The organism is Rahnella bonaserana, assembly GCF_019049675.1.
GTDB lineage: Bacteria > Pseudomonadota > Gammaproteobacteria > Enterobacterales > Enterobacteriaceae > Rahnella > Rahnella bonaserana.
The window spans coordinates 334,847-354,362 of the sequence record NZ_JAFMOW010000067.1 but is presented as its reverse complement, the minus strand read 5'-3'; the positions used below and the strand labels follow the sequence as shown (position 1 = coordinate 354,362).

Below are 19,516 nucleotides of genomic sequence, written 5' to 3'. Positions count from 1 at the left end.
GAACTTGCTACTACGGATTCTCCATCAAAGAGGAAATGATTATGTTTAAACGTTTAGTGATCGCCGCACTGCTGGTGGTTATGGCTCCGCTGGCCAATGCTGCGGTTGATAAAACCAACCCTTACAGCGTGATGAATGAAGCGGCGAACAAAACCTTTACCCGTCTCAAAACCGAACAGCCAAAAATCAAGCAGGATCCTAACTACCTGCGCCAGATCGTGCGTGAAGAACTGCTGCCGTACGTGCAGATCAAATACGCCGGTGCGCTGGTGTTAGGTCGTTACTATCAACAGGCGACCCCCGCACAACGTGATGCGTATTTCGCGGCGTTCTCTGACTACCTGCAACAGGCTTATGGTCAGGCGCTGGCAATGTACAACGGGCAGAGCTACACCGTGCAGCCGGAACAGTCTTACGCAGATAAAGACATCATTGCTATCCGCGTGACCATTACCGATCCAAACGGTCGTCCGCCAGTGCGCCTGGATTTCCAGTGGCGTAAAAACAGCCGTACCGGTGAATGGCAGGCATACGACATGATCGCCGAAGGCGTCAGCATGATTTCGACCAAGCAAAACGAATGGGCGGATATCCTGCGTCAGAAAGGGATTGACGGTCTGACTGCGCGTCTGAAACAAGCTGCCGCAGAACCGATTACTCTGGATAAAAAATGAGTGAAGCATTGCGCTGGGAATCGCAGCCGCCGCGACTGACGTTGCACGGTGAACTGGATCGCGAAACGCTGGTCCCCTTCTGGGATGCGCGCAAAAAGCTGATGTCCGGGATTACCTGTCTGGATGTATCCGGGCTGGAGCGTGTGGACTCATCCGGTCTGGCGCTGTTAGTGCATTTGCGTGAAGAGGCCAGCCAGCAGGGCGTTTCTCTGACGGTTGCCGGTATCACCGACAGACTGAATACTCTGATTGCGCTCTACAATCTTCAGGACATTATTCCGGCTGCCTGAGCAAATAAGCCAGCAGTTCCGGTAGGTTAGGCGGCGGAATACCTGCCGTCGCCTGACGCTCTCCAAAGCCCCTGTGCGAAACTCTTGCTCAGGGGCTTTTTCGTGGTTTAAGAATTGCGCCGATCCCTATAAGATATCGGGCTGTTATGATTCTTTAGAAGAATAGATCCCCTATGGAAACGAGTGAAATTAAAGACGTGCTGATGAACGCATTGGCACTGGACGAAGCCCACATTACTGGCGATGGCAGTCATTTTCAGGCCATTGTCGTTGGTGCGATGTTTGATGGCATGAGCCGCGTGAAAAAACAGCAAACCGTTTACGCCCCGCTGATGGAATACATCGCCGACAACCGAATCCACGCACTGTCTATCAAGGCTTATACCCCTGAAGAATGGGCGCGTGACCGTAAACTGAGCGGTTTATAAGACTGCCGGAGTTCCGGCAGCTTCCTCATATCTGACCTGTCGTTTAAATGAATAGAGAGCAGTCATAATGGATAAATTTCGTGTACAGGGTGGGACTCGTCTAAGCGGCGAAGTCACTATCTCTGGTGCAAAAAATGCAGCACTTCCTATTTTGTTTGCCGCACTGCTTGCTGAAGAACCTGTTGAACTCCAGAACGTTCCTCACCTGAAAGATATCGATACCACCATCAAACTGCTGAGCCAGCTGGGCACCAAAATCGAACGTAACGGTTCGGTATTTGTGGATGCCAGTGCGGTAAACGAGTTTTGTGCACCATACGATCTGGTGAAAACCATGCGTGCTTCCATCTGGGCGCTGGGTCCGCTGGTGGCGCGTTTTGGCCGCGGTGAAGTTTCCCTGCCGGGCGGTTGTGCTATCGGCGCACGTCCTGTTGACCTGCACATCACTGGTCTGGAACAGCTGGGCGCGACGATCGTGCTTGAAGAAGGCTACGTGAAGGCGTCGGTAGACGGTCGTCTGAAAGGCGCGCACATCGTGATGGATAAAGTCAGCGTTGGCGCGACAGTCACTATCATGAGTGCCGCAACCCTGGCTGAAGGCACCACGATTATTGAGAACGCCGCGCGTGAGCCGGAAATTGTCGATACCGCCAATTTCCTGAATACGCTGGGCGCGAAAATTACCGGCGCGGGCACCGACCGAATCACCATCGAAGGCGTCGCACGTCTGGGTGGTGGTGTGTATCGCGTGGTTCCGGACCGTATCGAAACCGGGACTTTCCTGGTGGCGGCGGCGATTTCCGGTGGCAAAATTGTCTGCCGCGAAGCTCGTCCTGATACGCTGGATGCCGTTCTCGCTAAGCTGCGCGAAGCCGGTGCGGAAATTGAAGTGGGCGAAGACTGGATCAGTCTCGACATGCATGGCAAACGTGCTAAAGCGGTGACGTTCCGTACTGCGCCGCATCCGGGCTTCCCGACTGATATGCAGGCCCAGTTCAGCCTGCTGAATCTGGTCGCTGAAGGCACCGGTGTTATCACCGAAACCATCTTCGAAAACCGTTTCATGCATATTCCTGAGCTGATCCGTATGGGCGCTCACGCTGAAATTGAAGGCAGCACTCTGATTTGTCATGGCGTTGAAAAACTGTCTGGCGCTCAGGTGATGGCGACTGATTTGCGTGCTTCAGCCAGTCTGGTTCTGGCCGGTTGTATCGCAGAAGGCGTGACCGTGGTTGACCGTATTTATCACATCGATCGTGGTTATGAGCGTATCGAAGATAAACTGCGTCAGCTGGGTGCACAAATCGAGCGTTTTAAAGGCGAGTAATTTCTGAGCCTGACGCAATAAAAAAGCCGGAAGGGGAGACCTTTCCGGCTTTTTTCTGTATTCAACCTTTGTCAGTGATCAGGATATTCCTGCACAGTGACCTGCAGGGTCATCTCCTGGCCATCGCGGATGATTTCAACCGGGATCACCGTGCCAGGGCGGACTTCCGCCACTTGATCCATCGTCTCGATAGCGGACACAGCCGGTTTATTATTCACGTTAACAATCACATCCCGAACCTGCATTCCTGCATTTGCCGCCGGACCGTTCGGGGTGACTTCATTAACCACAATCCCCTGAATGCGATCCAGCCCGCTGTTCGGCCCGTGCAGAGGAGAAACCTCGCGACCGCTGATGCCGATATAACCGCGAATAACGCGACCATCACGAATAAGCTTGCCCATCACTTTGGTAGCCAGCGCTGTCGGGATTGCAAAGCCAATGCCTTCCGGCGTCGCGCCGTCATTACTCTGGTCAAATGACAGCGTGTTAATCCCCATCAGCTCACCCAGTGAGTTCACCAGCGCACCGCCGGAGTTCCCCTGGTTGATTGAAGCATCTGTTTGCAGGAAGTTCTGGCGACCGGACGGGCTCAGGCCAATGCGACCGGTGGCACTGATAATGCCTTGTGTGACGGTTTGCCCGAGGTTATACGGGTTACCAATCGCCATCACGACATCACCGACATGCGGAGTCCGGTGTGAATTAATCGGGATCACCGGCAGATTACCGGCGTTAATTTTCAGCACGGCCAGGTCAGTCAGGCTGTCAGAACCCACCAGTAAGGCTTCAAATACGCGGCCATCCTGCAACGCCACGATGATCTGGTCGGCATTATTAATGACATGTTTGTTGGTCAGGATATAGCCATTGTCATTCATGATAACGCCGGAACCCAGCGTACGAATGGCCAGTTCATTTTGCGAACTGTTGCCCATGTTGCGGTTATAGACGTTCACGACGGCAGGCGCGGCATGACGAACGCCCGAGTTATAGCTGACAGGTTCTTCGCTGGTTTGGGCGAAATTGCGTTCGAACAGCGGGTCTGTGATGTTTTTACGCAACATAGGTACCGCTGCCAGCAGAATGCCAGCAACAATCAGGCCGATAACAGCGGATCTCAATAGCTTAACAAACATGGGTGTATGGGATGCGAGATGAAAAGTGAGGGAAGAATAGCATGAGTTAATCGGACGCAGCAGCACCTGCGTCCGATTTTCAACGCTTTACGGCATGAATAAGTAGATATTTTGCCCTTTACGCACAATGCTCAGCGCAATCAGGTCCGGTTTGCTTTCCAGTATTTTGCGGAAGGCAGCCAGATTTTCGAGTGGTTCACGGTTTACGCCGATAATCACATCGTCTTTTTCCAGACCTATCTGATCCGCCGGTGTGTCTTTCTTCACGTCATCAACATGCACGCCTTTCGCGTTTTTATCCGCCGGATCACTGAGTGTCACACCCTGCAATGCAGGATTGAGTTTCTCAATGCTGACTTCCACGGCCGGGCTTTTATCCAGCGTGACATTGACGGTCATCGGTTTGCCTTCGCGCAACAAACCTATCTGCATGGTGACGCCCGGACCGGCGGTACCGACTTTCGCGCGCAACTCAGCAAAGCTGCTCAGTTTTTTGCCCTGAAGGGTGACCAGCACGTCGCCGGATTTAATCCCGGCTTTTGCCGCCGCCGAATCAGGCAGCACTTCATTGACGAACGCGCCACGCTGGCTGTCTAGTTTAAATGCCTGTGCCAGTTCCGGCGTCATTTCACTGCCGCGGATCCCCAGCAGGCCACGTTTCACTTCGCCGAATTCAATCAGCTGATGGCTGAGGTTTTTCGCCATGTTCACCGGGATGGCAAAGCCGATACCGACGCTGCCACCCTGGGAAGAAATAATGGCGGTATTGATGCCAATCAGTTCACCTTTCAGATCCAGCAGGGCGCCACCGGAGTTGCCTCGGTTAATTGAGGCATCAGTCTGAATAAAGTTTTCCAGCCCTTCCAGATTCAGGCCGCTGCGACCGAGAGCGGAAACAATGCCGGACGTCACGGTCTGACCGAGGCCAAACGGGTTGCCGACGGCGACAGCAAAATCGCCCACGCGCAGATTATCTGAATCGGCCATGGTGATTTGTGTGAGATTTTTCGCATCGATCAGCTGGATGACAGCGATGTCAGACTGATCGTCTTTACCGATAAGCTTGGCTTTATATTCGCGGCCATCATTGAGCTGGACGCTGATCTTGTCAGCGTTATTCACCACGTGATTGTTGGTGAGTACGTAGCCTTTAGCGGCATCAATGATCACGCCCGAGCCCAGGCCTTCAAAAGGCTGCGGCCCCGCATTTGGCTCCGGGTCTTGCTGACCAAAGAAGAATTTGTATTCCGGTGGCACATCCGCACTCGGCGGTTGAGTGCCTGAAACCTGAACGCCCACGACCGCCGGCAGCACTTTCTCCAGCATCGGCGCCAGGCTTGGTAAAGGTTGTCCCTGAACTTGTGTCGGTAAAGCAGCATTCGCCATAGGCGCAGAAGCGAAAGTTAATCCAAGGCTAACAGCTAACACACTGAGCAAAAATGACTTTTTCTTCATCACGATAACTCTCTCGCTTTCTGTAAGGGACGTCAGTTATGGACAATAGAACGGTGATTCACTGCACGGGAAGGGGCTTGAGAACGGCACATGCACGGAACATGTGCCGTAAATACGCCTGCACAACGATTGTCGTGCTGGCAGGCACGTCTGTTATTTACGAACCGGACGCTCGCCACGCAGCAAACCCGATGCGCCATCAGAATAATCACGCGGCATCTGTACCGGCACCTGATCGTTATCGGCTTCGGAACCGGTCAGGCGATAGTTGAACGGATTATCCTGTTCTGGCATATCAGGCAGCAGATTGTTGGAGCTTTTCGCCATATGCTGATAAAGCTGACGATAATCTGTCGCCATGTTATCGAGCAATTCAGCGCTGCGGGCAAAATGGCCCACCAGCTCCTGACGGTATTCGTCGAGTTCGGCTTTGCTTTTCTCCAGCTCGTTTTTCATGACTTGTTGATCACGTAATTTACGATTACCAAAGCGCATCGCTACCGCACCAATCGCGATACCGACCACTAATCCAATGACTGCATACTCCCAGGTCATAATGACTCCTATTTTGACTTCGTTGTCCCGCAGGGCTTTTTCACGTAACTTTTATGACTTAACTTTTTTACACAATGGTTTTAACGTAATTGTCACACGCATTCGTCATGCAATAGCTCCACTATAACCGTTAACCTTGTCAGAGTGGAATCCTGCCGGGAAAATCACTGCCGTCTGATGGTTTTTTAGCACACAGACAGCCGGGAAAAGCGGCGAACCTACGGCAAAAAAGCGGCTAAACGACGTGAAAAACTTAAAATTTTTTTCTCAGGGACGTTAACTAAGATGCAACCCAAATCACCACTTTTCGTTTATCAGAACGCCGTTGATGCTGGCGAGTTCCAGCCGGACGCGGTTCAGAAACAGGCTGTTGCCCAGCTCGACGCTATCTATCAGGCATTATCTTCCCGCCCGGCAGCGGAATCTGCGACCAGCCGCGGTGGTTTGCTGGGGCGATTTTTTGGCAAAAGCGCGCCAAAAACCACACAACGCCCGGTTCAGGGCTTATACATGTGGGGCGGCGTCGGGCGCGGCAAAACCTGGCTGATGGATTTGTTTTTCCACAGTCTGCCGGGAGAGCGCAAACTTCGTCTCCACTTTCACCGCTTTATGTTGCGCGTTCACGAAGAACTGACGCAGCTGCAGGGGCAGGAAGATCCGCTGGAAGTGATCGCCGACCGTTTCAAAGCGGAAACCGACATACTGTGTTTCGATGAGTTTTTTGTCTCGGATATCACCGACGCCATGCTGCTGGCCACGTTGCTGCAGGCACTGTTCGCCCGGGGTATCACCTTAATCGCGACGTCCAACATTCCGCCGGATTCTCTGTACCGGAACGGCCTGCAACGTGCGCGATTCCTGCCGGCTATCGATCTGATTAAAGAATATTGCGATGTTCTGAATGTGGACGCCGGGATTGATTACCGCCTGCGTACCCTGACTCAGGCTAATTTATGGCTGACTCCCGCTGGCGACGACACGACGGCAGCGATGCAAAATATGCTGGGAAAACTGACCGGCAATCACAGTGGTGAGGCCGGTACTGAGGCTGTCACGCTGGAAGTGAATCACCGCCCGATGCGGGCGATTGCTGCCGTCGATGGCGTGCTGGCGATAGAATTCCATACATTATGTGAAGAGGCGCGCAGCCAGCTCGACTACATTGCGCTGTCGAAAATCTATCACAGCGTACTGCTGCACAATGTGCCGGTGATGAAGGCGGACAATGAAAACGCAGCGCGGCGCTTTCTGGCTCTGGTGGATGAGTTTTATGAGCGCCACGTCAAACTGGTGGTTTCTGCCGCGGCGCCGATGTTTGAGATTTATCAGGGCGAGCGGCTGAAATTCGAGTATCAGCGCTGCCTGTCGCGTCTGCAGGAAATGCAAAGTGAGGAATATCTCAAGCGACCGCACCTGCCGTGATTATTGACTGATTATTTTTTGCTCGATTTGTGGTATAAGAACACGCAGTCCATCCTGCATGACGAACCCTTCTGTTGTCCTGAAGGAAATCTTCCTTTTCGTCGAAAAAGGGTTCGATCTTTGCAGGAGACTTCTCTATAATCTTGCGACCCCACGTTACTACAAAGTTTTTTTCCCGAAACTTTATAAGTGCCAGCATTGGCTATTCGAAGGGGTAGGTTTGCTGGACGATGGTCGTGTGAACCTCAAATACTTATTTTATAAACAAGTAAGCGTTCGGGTGTTCGCCAACGTGTAACTTTAATTGGGTAAGCTTTTAATGAAAACTTTTACAGCTAAACCGGAAACCGTACAACGTGACTGGTTCGTAGTTGACGCTACCGGCAAGACCTTAGGTCGCCTGGCCACTGAACTGGCTCGCCGTCTGCGTGGCAAACATAAAGCGGAATACACTCCGCACGTTGATACTGGTGATTACATCATCGTTCTGAACGCAGAAAAAGTTGCTGTAACCGGCAACAAGCGTAACGACAAGATTTATTACCATCACACCGGCCACATTGGTGGTATCAAGCAAGCGACCTTTGAAGAGATGATCGCTCGCCGTCCTGAACGCGTGATCGAGCTCGCGGTTAAAGGCATGTTGCCAAAGGGCCCGTTGGGTCGTGCAATGTACCGTAAAATGAAAGTTTACGCGGGTAACGAGCACACTCATGCGGCGCAACAACCGCAAGTTCTTGACATTTAATTCGGGATTATAGGCAATGGCTGAAAATCAATACTACGGCACTGGTCGCCGCAAAAGCTCCGCCGCTCGTGTTTTCATCAAACCGGGTAGTGGTAACATCGTAATTAACCAGCGTAGCCTGGAACAGTACTTTGGTCGTGAAACTGCCCGCATGGTAGTTCGTCAACCACTGGAACTGGTCGACATGGTTGAGAAATTCGACCTGTACATCACCGTTAAAGGTGGTGGTATCTCCGGTCAAGCTGGTGCTATCCGTCACGGTATTACCCGTGCACTGATGGAATATGACGAAAATCTTCGTGGCGAACTGCGTAAAGCTGGCTTCGTTACTCGTGATGCTCGTCAGGTTGAACGTAAGAAAGTCGGTCTGCGTAAAGCACGTCGTCGTCCTCAGTTCTCCAAACGTTAATTTTCTGCTGCTTTGCAGCTCAGTGCTTCGGCACGAAAATCAGCGTCAAAAACCCGGTGCTTCACCGGGTTTTTTTATGCCCTTTTTTTAGCAATTGCAGGGGAAATGATCTCCTGACACACAATTCCCCACGAAATCGTCTCACCGTCCACCACAGCCCGCGTAAAATCTGGTAAACTATCACACACTTTTGTGCCTATTCGCCGAGCAGTTGACGTTGCCGCGCTTCCTGGCTGGGTTCGCCTTGCCGATGGTTGTCTATGAAACTACGGGACAAAAACTGCAGGCTGGCGATAACTCGCTGTAATATTCTAGATAAACTTGGAGGTTTTCATGGCTGTCGCTGCCAACAAACGTTCGGTAATGACGCTGTTTTCCGGCCCGACCGACATTTTTAGCCATCAAGTACGTATCGTACTGGCGGAAAAAGGTGTCAGTGTCGAGATCGAGCAGGTTGAGATGGATCACCTGCCGCAGGATCTTATTGACCTCAACCCTTACCGCACTGTACCAACGCTGGTTGATCGTGAGCTGACCCTGTTCGAATCGCGCATCATCATGGAATATCTTGATGAGCGTTTCCCGCATCCGCCGCTGATGCCGGTTTATCCGGTTGCCCGTGGTGAGAGCCGTCTGATGATGCACCGCATCGAAAATGACTGGTATTCACTGATGCGTCAAATCGAGCAAGGTTCTGCGATTGAAGCGGACGCTGCGCGTAAGCAACTGCGTGAAGAGTTGCTGGCGATTGCGCCAATCTTCTCGTACATGCCTTACTTCAAAAGCGAAGAGTTCAGCCTGGTCGATTGCTACCTGGCTCCGCTGCTTTGGCGTTTGCCAGAGCTGGGCATTGAGTTGTCTGGTGCCGGTTCTAAAGAGCTGAAAGGCTACATGACCCGCGTCTTCGAACGTGATGCTTTCCTGGCTTCCCTGACCGAAGCAGAGCGCGAAATGCGTTTGCATACCCGGGGTTAAGGTATGGAGATGACCGACATGTCTCCGCGTCGCCCCTATCTGCTGCGGGCTTTTTATGACTGGTTGCTCGATAATCAGTTAACCCCGCATCTGGTGGTTGACGTGACGATGCCTGGCGTGATGGTGCCGATGGAGTTTGCGCGTGACGGACAAATCGTTCTGAACGTTGCGCCGCGTGCTGTTGGCAATCTCGAACTGGGTAACGATGATGTACGCTTTAACGCACGTTTTGGCGGCGTACCGCGTAACGTGTTTGTACCGATCGCTGCTGTTCTGGCGATTTACGCCCGTGAAAACGGTGCCGGTACCATGTTCGAACCTGAACCTGCTTATGAAGCCGAAGGTGCCTTTGACGGCGACCTGAGCGCGGATGAGCCTGCAGAGCCGACCATGTCAGTCATTGATGGCGATTTGCCGGATGTGGCTGAAGAAGACCCGGATGATGAACCGCCGACTCCGCCACGCGGTGGTCGCCCGGCATTGCGCGTTGTGAAATAACAACCCGACTCAGCCCGGTTTTACGCTTAAACCCTGCGATATTCGCGGGGTTTTTTATTGCCCTGAATTCATGGGCCTCTCCTTTCGCCTGTGCAGATTTGCTGTGTTATCATTCAAAAAATCATTCGCACACCTTCCATTAAACAGGGTCTGATCCCAACGCTATGAGCACATTCGACGAACAACCGGCAGATACCAGTGATACCTTCGGGCATGCAATGCGCCGCCGTCCGCTCACGCGCAAGAAGCTGTCGGAGATGGTGGAAGAAGAGCTGGAGCAGATGATCCGCAGGCGCGAATTCGCCGAAGGTGTGCAACTGCCATCCGAACGTGAGCTGATGACTTTTTTCAACGTCGGTCGTCCTTCGGTGCGTGAAGCGCTGGCGGCGCTCAAACGCAAAGGGCTGGTGCAGATCAGTAACGGCGAGCGCGCCCGCGTTTCCCGTCCTTCGGCTGAAACCATTATCAGTGAACTGTCTGGTGTGGCGACAGACTTTCTGGCGCGCCCGGAAGGGATTGCCCATTTCGAACAGTTGCGGATGTTTTTCGAGTCCAGTCTGGTACGCTACGCCGCAGAATTCGCAACCGACGAACAGATCGCACGCCTGGGTAAAGCGCTGGAAATGAACAGCCAGTCACTTGATGACAATGACTTGTTTATCCGATCCGATATCGAATTTCATCGTGAGCTGGCAGAAATCCCTGCCAATCCCATCTTCACGGTCGTACATGTTGCCTTGCTGGACTGGCTGATCGCGGCGCGTCCTTCCGTTCCTCAGGAAGAACTGCATGCGCATAACAACGTCAGTTATCAGCAGCACATCGAAATTTTCAATGCTATCCGTTCGCGGGATCCTGATGCGGCCGATGCTGCGCTGAAAGCTCATCTGAAAAGCGTGTTCGCGGCATATTACGCGGCAAAGCCCGGGCATGGATCGAAGAAGTCATCCGATCTGGACTGAGATCTTCCCCGCAATTTTTTTGATCGCCTCTGATCAGCCATAACTATTTCATATGCACGAGATCACATCTGAGGCTTCAGTTGTATTGTGTTTGTTTTTTGGTCTGGTATAACAGGTATAAAGGTATATCGATTTGCCTGAAAACCCATCAATTAAGAGGCGTATATGAAACAGAATCTGCGGGGCGTAATGCCGGCATTGCTCACCCCTTTTAATCAGCAACAGCAAGTGGATACCGACAGCCTGCGCCGTCTGGTACGTTTCAATATCGAACAGGGGATCGATGGCCTGTATGTTGGCGGCTCCACCGGCGAGGCTTTTCTGCAAAGCCCGCAGGAGCGCGAGCAGGTACTGGAAATCGTGGCGGAAGAAGCGAAAGGGAAGGTGACGTTAATCGCCCATGTTGGCGCCATCAGCACCCATGAAAGTCAGATGCTGGCCGCCGCTGCGCACCGTTACGGATTTGATGCCGTCTCGGCAGTGACGCCTTTCTACTATCCTTTCAGCTTCAATGAACATTGCGATCATTACCGCGCGGTGACGGATTCCGCCGAAGGCCTGCCGATGGTGGTATACAACATTCCGGCACTCAGTGGCGTGAAACTGACGCTGGAGCAGATCGGCACTCTGATCACACTGCCCGGCGTTGGCGCGCTAAAACAAACGTCCGGGGATCTGTATGAAATGGAAAAAATCCGCCGTGCGCATCCTGATTTAGTGCTCTACAACGGCTACGACGAAATCTTTGCCTCCGGTTTGCTGGCAGGAGCAGATGGCGGAATTGGCAGTACGTACAACGTGATGGGCTGGCGCTATATGGCGATCAAAAAAGCCGTACAGGAAGGGGACGTACAGCGCGCTATGCATGTGCAAAGTGAATGCAATAAGGTCATCGACCTGCTGATCACAACGGGTGTGTTCCGCGGACTGAAAACGATTCTGCATTACATGGATATCGTGACTGTACCGCTGTGCCGCAAACCTTTCGCACCGGTAGATGAACAATATCTGCCAGCCCTGAAGGCGCTGGCCGTGCAGCTTCAGGCGGAACGTAGCGCGTTCTGATCCCCGATGCCGGTCTGTCCGGCATCAGCAATCCTTTATCAGTCCTGACCAAAGGGCGGGTTAGTGCTAATCCGCCCGGGGGGTGACTTATGCGTAACAATTCCCGGAAGATCTCATGGTTTCACCATTTGACTAAACCGCAATGGAAAGCATTTTCGGCCGCCTGGATTGGCTACCTTTTGGATGGTTTTGATTTTGTCCTGATCGCATTAGTGCTGACAGAAATTAAAAGCGAGTTCGACCTGACCGGTGTTCAGGCGGCGAGTCTGATTTCTGCGGCGTTTATTTCCCGCTGGTTTGGCGGATTACTGCTTGGCGCAATGGGCGACCGTTACGGCAGAAAGCTGGCGATGATCACCAGTATCGTGCTGTTTTCTGTCGGAACGCTGGCCTGCGGTTTTGCGCCCGGCTTTACGGTAATGTTCCTTGCGCGCCTGATTATCGGTATGGGCATGGCGGGAGAATACGGCTCAAGTGCCACGTATGTCATTGAAAGCTGGCCAAAGCATTTACGGAATAAAGCCAGCGGATTTCTGATTTCCGGTTTCTCAGTGGGGGCAGTGATTGCCGCGCAGGTTTACAGCGTGGTAGTACCGGTCTGGGGCTGGCGTGCGCTGTTTTTCATCGGCATCTTACCGATTATTTTCGCTCTCTGGCTGCGGAAAAATATCCCGGAAGCGGAAGACTGGCAGGCAAAGTTTGCCCATAAGAAACCGGTCAAAACCATGGTGGATATTCTCTATCGCGGTAAGCATCGGGTGATCAACGTTGGTATGACGCTCGTCGCGGCCACCGCGCTCTATTTCTGTTTCGCCGGTGACGTGGGCAGTGCCGCTGTAATTGCTATACTGGGGCTGGTTTGTGCAGCTATTTTCATCAGCTTTATGGTGCAGGGCAGTGGCAAACGCTGGCCAACCGGTGTCACGCTGATGGTCGTCGTCTTCTTTGCCTTTTTATACTCCTGGCCGATTCAGGCACTCTTACCGACTTACTTAAAAACCGAACTGGCCTATTCACCCACGCTGGTGGCTCACGTGCTGTTCTTCAGCGGATTCGGCGCGGCGGTAGGTTGCTGCGTAGGCGGTTTCCTTGGGGACTGGCTGGGAACACGTAAAGCGTACGTGTACAGCCTGCTGGCCTCGCAGCTGCTGATTATTCCGGTATTTGCGATCGGTGGCGGGAATATCTGGGTGCTGGGATTACTGTTATTCCTGCAACAAATGTTGGGGCAGGGCATCTCAGGCATTCTGCCAAAACTGATTGGTGGCTATTTCGATACCGAACAGCGTGCGGCAGGACTTGGCTTTACCTACAACGTCGGGGCGCTGGGTGGCGCACTGGCACCGGTCATTGGTATAACGATCGCCCAGCATTTGGATCTCGGTACCGCGCTGGCCTCTTTGTCCTTCGGACTGACGTTTGTGGTGATCCTGTTGATCGGGCTGGATATGCCCTCGCGTGTTCAGCGCTGGATCCATCCTGACGCCTTGCGTACGCACGATACAATTGATGGCAAACCTTTCAGCGGTGCAATGAATAAAGCGAAGCCAGAAAATCCGAAAAACGGATTGATCAGAAACTGAATTTTGCAGGGATTTTCGTTCTGCCTAAAAACAACGGGGCCGCCATCGCTGGCAGCCCCGTTTTCATGACCGGCCGGATCAGACTTCGAGGAAGTTCATAATCCCTTCGGCCGCTTTACGACCTTCGGCGATGGCCGTTACCACCAGATCAGAACCGCGAACCGCATCGCCACCGGCGAAGATTTTCGGGTTGCTGGTCTGGAAGGCGTTGTCGCTGCCTTCAGGAGCAAGGATGCGTCCCTGGGAGTCCAGCTCGACGTCATGGGCTGCCAGCCATTCCATTTTGTGAGGGCGGAAACCAAACGCCATCACCACGGCATCAGCTTCCATCACATGTTCGGAACCGGCCACGATTTCTGCACGGCGACGACCATGTGCATCCGGTGCGCCCAGTTCGGTACGCGCCATCCGCACGCCACATACACGGCCTGAATCGTTCAGTTCGATGCTCAGCGGTTGCAGGTTGAATTTGAACTCCACACCTTCTTCGCGCGCATTCTTCACTTCACGACGTGAGCCCGGCATGTTCTCTTCATCACGACGGTACGCACAAGTCACATGGGTTGCGCCCTGACGAATTGACGTACGTACGCAGTCCATTGCGGTATCACCACCGCCCAGCACCACGACGCGTTTCTTATCCATCGTCACGTAAGGTTCTTCCTGGCTGTCATCGTAACCCATCAGTTGCTTGGTGTTAGCGATGAGGAACGGCAGGGCATCGTAAACGCCCGGCGCATCTTCGTTCGCCAGACCACCGCGCATGGACTGATAAGTGCCGACGCCGAGGAACACAGAATCGTATTCCGCCAGCAGCGCATCAATGGTGATGTCTTTGCCGACTTCGGTATTGAGCTGGAATTCGATACCCATCTCAGTGAAGATTTCGCGACGCTTGGTCATCACTGATTTTTCCAGCTTGAAGGCCGGAATACCGAAAGTCAGTAAGCCGCCGATTTCCGGATGGCGATCGTAAACCACCGCTTTCACGCCATTACGGGTCAGCACGTCCGCACAAGCCAGACCTGCCGGACCTGCGCCGATAATCGCCACACGTTTGCCGGTTGGCTGCACGTGAGACATATCCGGACGCCAGCCCATTTCGATGGCTTTATCGTTAATGTAGCGTTCGATATTACCGATGGTCACCGCACCAAACTCGTCATTCAGGGTGCAGGAACCTTCGCACAGTCTGTCCTGCGGGCAAACACGTCCGCAGACTTCCGGCAGGCTGTTGGTCTGGTGAGCGAGGTCGGCGGCTTCCATGATGCGACCTTCATTCGCCAGCTTCAGCCAGTTCGGAATGTAGTTGTGAACCGGGCATTTCCATTCGCAGTAAGGGTTACCGCAGGACAGACAGCGGTCTGCCTGCGATGCAGCCTGAGTTGCTGAGAACGGCTCGTAAATTTCCACAAACTCAATTTTACGGATCTTCAGCGCTTTTTTCGGCGGATCAACACGCTGTAAGTCGACAAATTGATAAACGTTTTGACTCATCTTAACCTCTTACTGCGCTTGTACCCGCAGCTCAGCTGCGGAACGACTACGGTGACCCAACAATGCTTTGACATCACTGGACTTCGGTTTTACCAGGGCAAATTTAGGCGCCCATTCCGGCCAGTTCGCCAAAATTTCTTCACCACGGGTCGATGCGGTCAACTGTACGTGTTCGATGATCAAACCGCGCAGATGCTCTTCATGGATAGCCAGATCGGCCACTTCCAGGACTTCAACCAGTTCCGGGTTAACGCGTTTGCGGAATTCGCCGTCTTCATCAAGAACGTAAGCGAAACCGCCTGTCATGCCTGCGCCAAAGTTGACGCCGGTACGACCCAGCACACACACAATGCCGCCGGTCATGTATTCACAGCCGTTATCGCCAATGCCTTCGACTACGGTGATCGCACCGGAGTTACGGACTGCGAAACGTTCACCCGCACGACCCGCTGCAAACAGCTTGCCGCCGGTTGCGCCGTACAGACAAGTGTTACCGATGATACTGGCTTCGTGGCTGCGGAACGCTGAACCGATTGGCGGGCGGATTGCAATACGGCCACCGGCCATGCCTTTGCCCACGTAGTCGTTCGCGTCGCCGGTCAGCATTAAATCGACGCCGCCTGCGTTCCAGACGCCGAAGCTCTGACCCGCGGTGCCGTTGAAATTAATACGCACCGGATCAGCCGCCATGCCCTGATCGCCATGTTTCTCAGCAATCGCACCTGACAACATTGCACCCACAGAGCGGTCCGTGTTGCGGATATCAAAGTAGAACGCTTTGCTCTGCTTAGAATCGATGTGCGGCGCGGCCTGTTCCAGAATGTCTTTGTTCAGCTGACCCTTGTCGAACGCCGGGTTGCTTTCGGTGCAGTACACCGCTTTACCTTCATGCGGCGTGGCGGTTGCCAGCATCGCAGAAAGGTCGAGATTGTTTTGCTTGGCGGTGAAACCATCCAGTTCAGTCAGCAAATCAGTGCGACCAATCAGGTCAACCAGCTGGCTGACGCCTAGTTCTGCCATGATTTCACGGGTTTCCTGCGTGATGAACCTGAAGTAGTTCACCACTCGTTCTGGCAGGCCGTGATAATGGTTACGACGCAGTTTGTCGTCCTGAGTTGCCACGCCGGTTGCGCAGTTGTTCAGGTGACAAATACGCAGGTATTTACAACCCAGCGCCACCATTGGGCCGGTACCGAAACCGAAGCTTTCTGCGCCGAGAATCGCGGCTTTGATGATGTCGAGGCCAGTCTTCAGGCCGCCATCCACCTGCAGACGGATTTTGTGACGCAGGCCGTTGGCGACCAGTGCCTGTTGTGTTTCCACCAGACCCAGTTCCCACGGACAACCGGCATATTTCACGGAAGACAGCGGACTTGCGCCGGTGCCGCCATCGTAGCCGGCAATAGTGATGAGATCCGCGTAAGCTTTCGCCACACCGACCGCGATAGTGCCGACGCCTGGTTCAGAAACCAGTTTCACCGAAATCATCGCTTTCGGGTTGACCTGTTTCAGGTCGAAAATCAGCTGTGCCAGATCCTCGATAGAATAAATATCGTGGTGCGGCGGCGGGGAAATCAGTGTCACACCCGGCACGGAATAACGCAGCTTCGCGATGTACGGCGTCACTTTGTCACCCGGCAGCTGGCCGCCTTCGCCTGGTTTTGCACCCTGCGCGACTTTGATCTGAATAACGTCAGCATTCACCAGATACGCGGGTGTCACACCGAAACGACCGGAAGCCACCTGTTTGATACGAGACACTTTATTGGTGCCGTAACGTGCAGGATCTTCGCCACCTTCACCGGAGTTCGAACGTCCGCCGATGCTGTTCATCGCTTCGGCCAAAGACTCATGCGCTTCCGGGCTTAACGCACCGATAGACATCGCTGCGGTATCGAAACGGGTATACAAACCTTCCGCCGGTTCAACCTGATCCACCGGGATAGGCTGCCCTTTCGGGGTCACTTTCAGCAGGTCACGCAGTGTAGCGACCGGACGTTCGTTAACCAGTTTGGCGTACTTTTTATAATCGTCGTAATCACCGCTGTTCACTGCGGCTTGCAGGGTGGTGACCACGTCCGGGTTATAGGAGTGATATTCGCCACCGTGGACAAATTTCAGCAGGCCGCCCTGATCCAGTGTTTTGCGTTTCAGCCACGCACGTTTGGACAGGTTCAGCAAATCCTGTTCGAAGTCGCTGTAACCGGCACCGCCGATACGGCTGACCACGCCGTTGAAGCAGGTGTTGCACAGATCCTTCGCCAGTCCGACCGCTTCAAACAGTTTTGAACAGCGGTAAGAGGCGACGGTTGAGATGCCCATTTTGGACATGATCTTGTACAGGCCTTTGTTGATGCCATTACGGTAGTTCAGCATCACTTCACGGTATTTCTTCTCGATAACCTGCGTATCGACCAGCTTGGCCAGCGTTTCGTAGGCCAGATACGGGTAAACCGCAGTCGCACCGAAACCAATCAGTACGGCGAAATGGTGCGGGTCGCGGGCGCTGGCGGTTTCAACAATGATGTTGGCATCGCAGCGCAGGCTTTTTTCCACCAGACGCAGTTGCAGCGCGCCGACGGCCATTGGCGCAGGCAACGGCAGACGGTTTGGTGCGATGTTGCGGTCAGACAGCACCAGCAGAACCGCGCCGTTACGTACTTTCTGTTCGCCTTCGTCACAGAGTTTCTGGACGAACTGCTCCATGTTTTGTTCGCTCGGATCGTAAGTCAGATCCAGCGTTTCTGCGCGATAGTGTTTGCTGTCGAGCGTGGTGAGCTGTTTAAAGTCAGACCACAGCAGGATTGGCGATTTGAAGCTCAGACGGTGCGCCTGACCTTCGGCTTCGCAGAACACGTTCATCTCGCGGCCAATGCTGGTCGCCAGAGACATTACGTGAGCTTCGCGCAGCGGATCGATTGGCGGGTTGGTCACCTGCGCAAACTGCTGGCGGAAGTAGTCATAAACGATACGCGGACGACTGGAAAGCACGGCGAATGGCGTATCGTCGCCCATTGAGCCGACGGCTTCCTGACCGTTTTCACCCAGAACGCGGATGATCTGATCAAGTTCTTCGCTGCTGTAGCCGAACTGCTTCTGGAAAGTTTCCAGTAACGTGTCTTCCAGCTCGCGGCTGCCGACCTGATCTTCCGGAAGATCTTCGAAAGGCACCAGACGCTGAACGTTTTTCTCCATCCATTGTTTATAAGGATGGCGGCCTTTCAGGTCGTTATCGGTTTCCGCTGAGTGGTGGATCTTGCCGCTGCGGGTGTCGATTACCATCAGTTCGCCCGGTCCGACACGGCCTTTTTCGACCACTTCGTCTGGCTGGTAATCCCAGATCCCGACTTCGGAGGCGCAGGTGATCAGCTTATCTTTGGTGATGACATAACGCGCAGGGCGCAGACCGTTACGGTCGAGGTTACAGGCGGCGTAACGGCCGTCTGACATCACGATCCCTGCCGGGCCGTCCCATGGCTCCATGTGCATGGAGTTAAAGTCAAAGAACGCGCGCAGATCATCGTCCATATCCGGGTTTTGCTGCCAGGCTGGCGGAACCAGCAAACGCATGGCGCGCAGCAAATCCATCCCGCCGGCCAGGAACAGTTCCAGCATGTTATCCAGCGAGCTGGAGTCAGAACCGGTTTCGTTGACGAAAGGCGAAGCGTCTTGCAGATCGGGGATCAGCGGCGTTTTGAATTTATAGGCACGGGCGCGCGCCCACTGACGGTTACCGGTGATGGTGTTGATTTCGCCGTTGTGTGCCAGATAGCGGAAAGGCTGAGCCAGTTGCCAGCGCGGGACGGTGTTAGTCGAGAAGCGCTGATGGAACAGACAAATTGCGGATTCCAGACGCAGGTCGGCCAGGTCTAAATAGAAGCGTGGCAGATCCGCAGGCATACACAGGCCTTTATAAATCGTGACCACGTTGGAGAAACTGCACACATAGAAGTCTTTATCCTGAATGCGTTTCTCAATGCGGCGGCGCGCCATATACAAGCGGCGCTCCATGTCACGCGGACGCCATCCGGCAGGCGCGTTGACAAAAATTTGTTCGATACGAGGCAGGGAGGAAAGCGCGATTTCACCGAGTACGTCCGGATTGGTCGGAACGTCACGCCAGCCCACCACGGACAGCGTCTCGTTTTGCAATTCTTCTTCTACAATGCGGCGGCTCGCCTCAGCTTCTTTTTCATCTTTGCTGAGGAATAACATGCCCACGGCGTAGTTTTTCGCCAGACGCCAGCCGCGTTCTTCGGCAATCATGCGGAAGAAGCGGTCAGGTTTCTGTAAATGAAGGCCACAGCCGTCGCCGGTCTTGCCGTCAGCAAGGATCGCGCCACGGTGTTGCATACGGGCCAGTGCGTGGATCGCAGTACGCACGACCTTATGGCTAGGTTCGCCTTCTATATGGGCGATCAGGCCGAAACCACAGTTGTCCCTCTCTTGGGATTTATCGTACAACATAACGTGAACCTCCCCAGGCTCT

Annotated in this window: 17 protein-coding genes; 12 read left to right on the top strand and 5 right to left on the bottom strand. The window is 53.7% G+C overall.

From position 1 onward, the window contains the following. The first annotated feature begins 41 nt into the window (after positions 1-41). From mlaC to murA, 4 genes are all read left to right on the top strand, one after another. Positions 42-674, top strand: a complete 633-nt coding sequence (mlaC, locus tag J1778_RS21050) for a phospholipid-binding protein MlaC (RefSeq protein ID WP_217174817.1) — start codon at positions 42-44, stop codon at positions 672-674. Continuing rightward, positions 671-964, top strand: coding sequence for a lipid asymmetry maintenance protein MlaB (gene mlaB, locus J1778_RS21045; RefSeq protein ID WP_112288378.1), 294 nt, complete (start codon positions 671-673; stop codon positions 962-964). The genes mlaC and mlaB overlap by 4 nt, the downstream gene beginning before the upstream one ends. A gap of 173 nt (positions 965-1,137) precedes the next feature. Continuing rightward, the gene (gene ibaG / locus J1778_RS21040; RefSeq protein WP_013577246.1) at positions 1,138-1,392 is read left to right on the top strand and encodes a BolA family iron metabolism protein IbaG; all 255 of its coding nucleotides are present in this window, start codon (positions 1,138-1,140) and stop codon (positions 1,390-1,392) included. 67 nt (positions 1,393-1,459) lie between these two features. Next, the gene (gene murA, locus J1778_RS21035; protein ID WP_217174816.1) at positions 1,460-2,719 is read left to right on the top strand and encodes a UDP-N-acetylglucosamine 1-carboxyvinyltransferase; all 1,260 of its coding nucleotides are present in this window, start codon (positions 1,460-1,462) and stop codon (positions 2,717-2,719) included. Between the two features lie 71 nt (positions 2,720-2,790). On the opposite strand, the gene degS is transcribed toward murA, so the two are convergent. From degS to zapG, 3 genes are all read right to left on the bottom strand, one after another. Next, positions 2,791-3,858 carry an outer membrane-stress sensor serine endopeptidase DegS gene (degS, locus tag J1778_RS21030; protein ID WP_217174815.1) on the bottom strand — a complete coding sequence of 356 codons (1,068 nt, stop codon included), beginning with the start codon at positions 3,856-3,858 and terminating at the stop codon, positions 2,791-2,793. Positions 3,859-3,945: 87 nt separating this feature from the next. After that, entirely contained in the window at positions 3,946-5,313 is a 1,368-nt protein-coding gene (degQ, locus tag J1778_RS21025; protein ID WP_217174933.1) for a serine endoprotease DegQ, read from the bottom strand. 153 nt (positions 5,314-5,466) lie between these two features. Next, positions 5,467-5,868, bottom strand: coding sequence for a Z-ring associated protein ZapG (gene zapG, locus J1778_RS21020; protein ID WP_217174814.1), 402 nt, complete (start codon positions 5,866-5,868; stop codon positions 5,467-5,469). Between the two features lie 285 nt (positions 5,869-6,153). Here zapG and zapE point away from each other — a divergent pair, with 285 nt between their 5' ends. The 8 genes from zapE (at position 6,154) to J1778_RS20980 (ending at position 13,530) form a co-directional block, all read left to right on the top strand. After that, a complete protein-coding gene (gene zapE / locus J1778_RS21015; RefSeq protein WP_217174813.1) occupies positions 6,154-7,290 on the top strand; it encodes a cell division protein ZapE in 1,137 nt (378 codons plus the stop codon). Positions 7,291-7,609: 319 nt separating this feature from the next. Then, positions 7,610-8,038: a 50S ribosomal protein L13 gene (rplM, locus tag J1778_RS21010; protein WP_013577239.1), complete on the top strand. Its 429-nt coding sequence runs from the start codon at positions 7,610-7,612 to the stop codon at positions 8,036-8,038. Between the two features lie 16 nt (positions 8,039-8,054). Further along, positions 8,055-8,447: a 30S ribosomal protein S9 gene (gene rpsI / locus J1778_RS21005; protein WP_013577238.1), complete on the top strand. Its 393-nt coding sequence runs from the start codon at positions 8,055-8,057 to the stop codon at positions 8,445-8,447. Positions 8,448-8,780: 333 nt separating this feature from the next. Beyond that, positions 8,781-9,422, top strand: coding sequence for a stringent starvation protein SspA (gene sspA, locus J1778_RS21000; RefSeq protein ID WP_217174812.1), 642 nt, complete (start codon positions 8,781-8,783; stop codon positions 9,420-9,422). A 3-nt stretch (positions 9,423-9,425) separates the two neighbouring features. Further along, a complete protein-coding gene (gene sspB / locus J1778_RS20995; protein WP_217174811.1) occupies positions 9,426-9,920 on the top strand; it encodes a ClpXP protease specificity-enhancing factor in 495 nt (164 codons plus the stop codon). Positions 9,921-10,084: 164 nt separating this feature from the next. After that, positions 10,085-10,882 carry a transcriptional regulator NanR gene (locus J1778_RS20990; protein ID WP_217174810.1) on the top strand — a complete coding sequence of 266 codons (798 nt, stop codon included), beginning with the start codon at positions 10,085-10,087 and terminating at the stop codon, positions 10,880-10,882. A gap of 165 nt (positions 10,883-11,047) precedes the next feature. After that, positions 11,048-11,947, top strand: a complete 900-nt coding sequence (nanA, locus tag J1778_RS20985; RefSeq protein WP_217174809.1) for an N-acetylneuraminate lyase — start codon at positions 11,048-11,050, stop codon at positions 11,945-11,947. An 89-nt stretch (positions 11,948-12,036) separates the two neighbouring features. Then, entirely contained in the window at positions 12,037-13,530 is a 1,494-nt protein-coding gene (locus tag J1778_RS20980) for an MFS transporter (protein ID WP_217174808.1), read from the top strand. Positions 13,531-13,608: 78 nt separating this feature from the next. On the opposite strand, the gene J1778_RS20975 is transcribed toward J1778_RS20980, so the two are convergent. Together J1778_RS20975 and gltB are read right to left on the bottom strand one after the other, a co-directional pair. Further along, positions 13,609-15,027, bottom strand: coding sequence for a glutamate synthase small subunit (locus tag J1778_RS20975; RefSeq protein ID WP_217174807.1), 1,419 nt, complete (start codon positions 15,025-15,027; stop codon positions 13,609-13,611). A gap of 9 nt (positions 15,028-15,036) precedes the next feature. Further along, complete coding sequence (gltB, locus tag J1778_RS20970; protein WP_217174806.1) at positions 15,037-19,494, bottom strand: glutamate synthase large subunit; 4,458 nt, start codon at positions 19,492-19,494, stop codon at positions 15,037-15,039. Between the last annotated feature and the right edge of the window lie 22 nt (positions 19,495-19,516).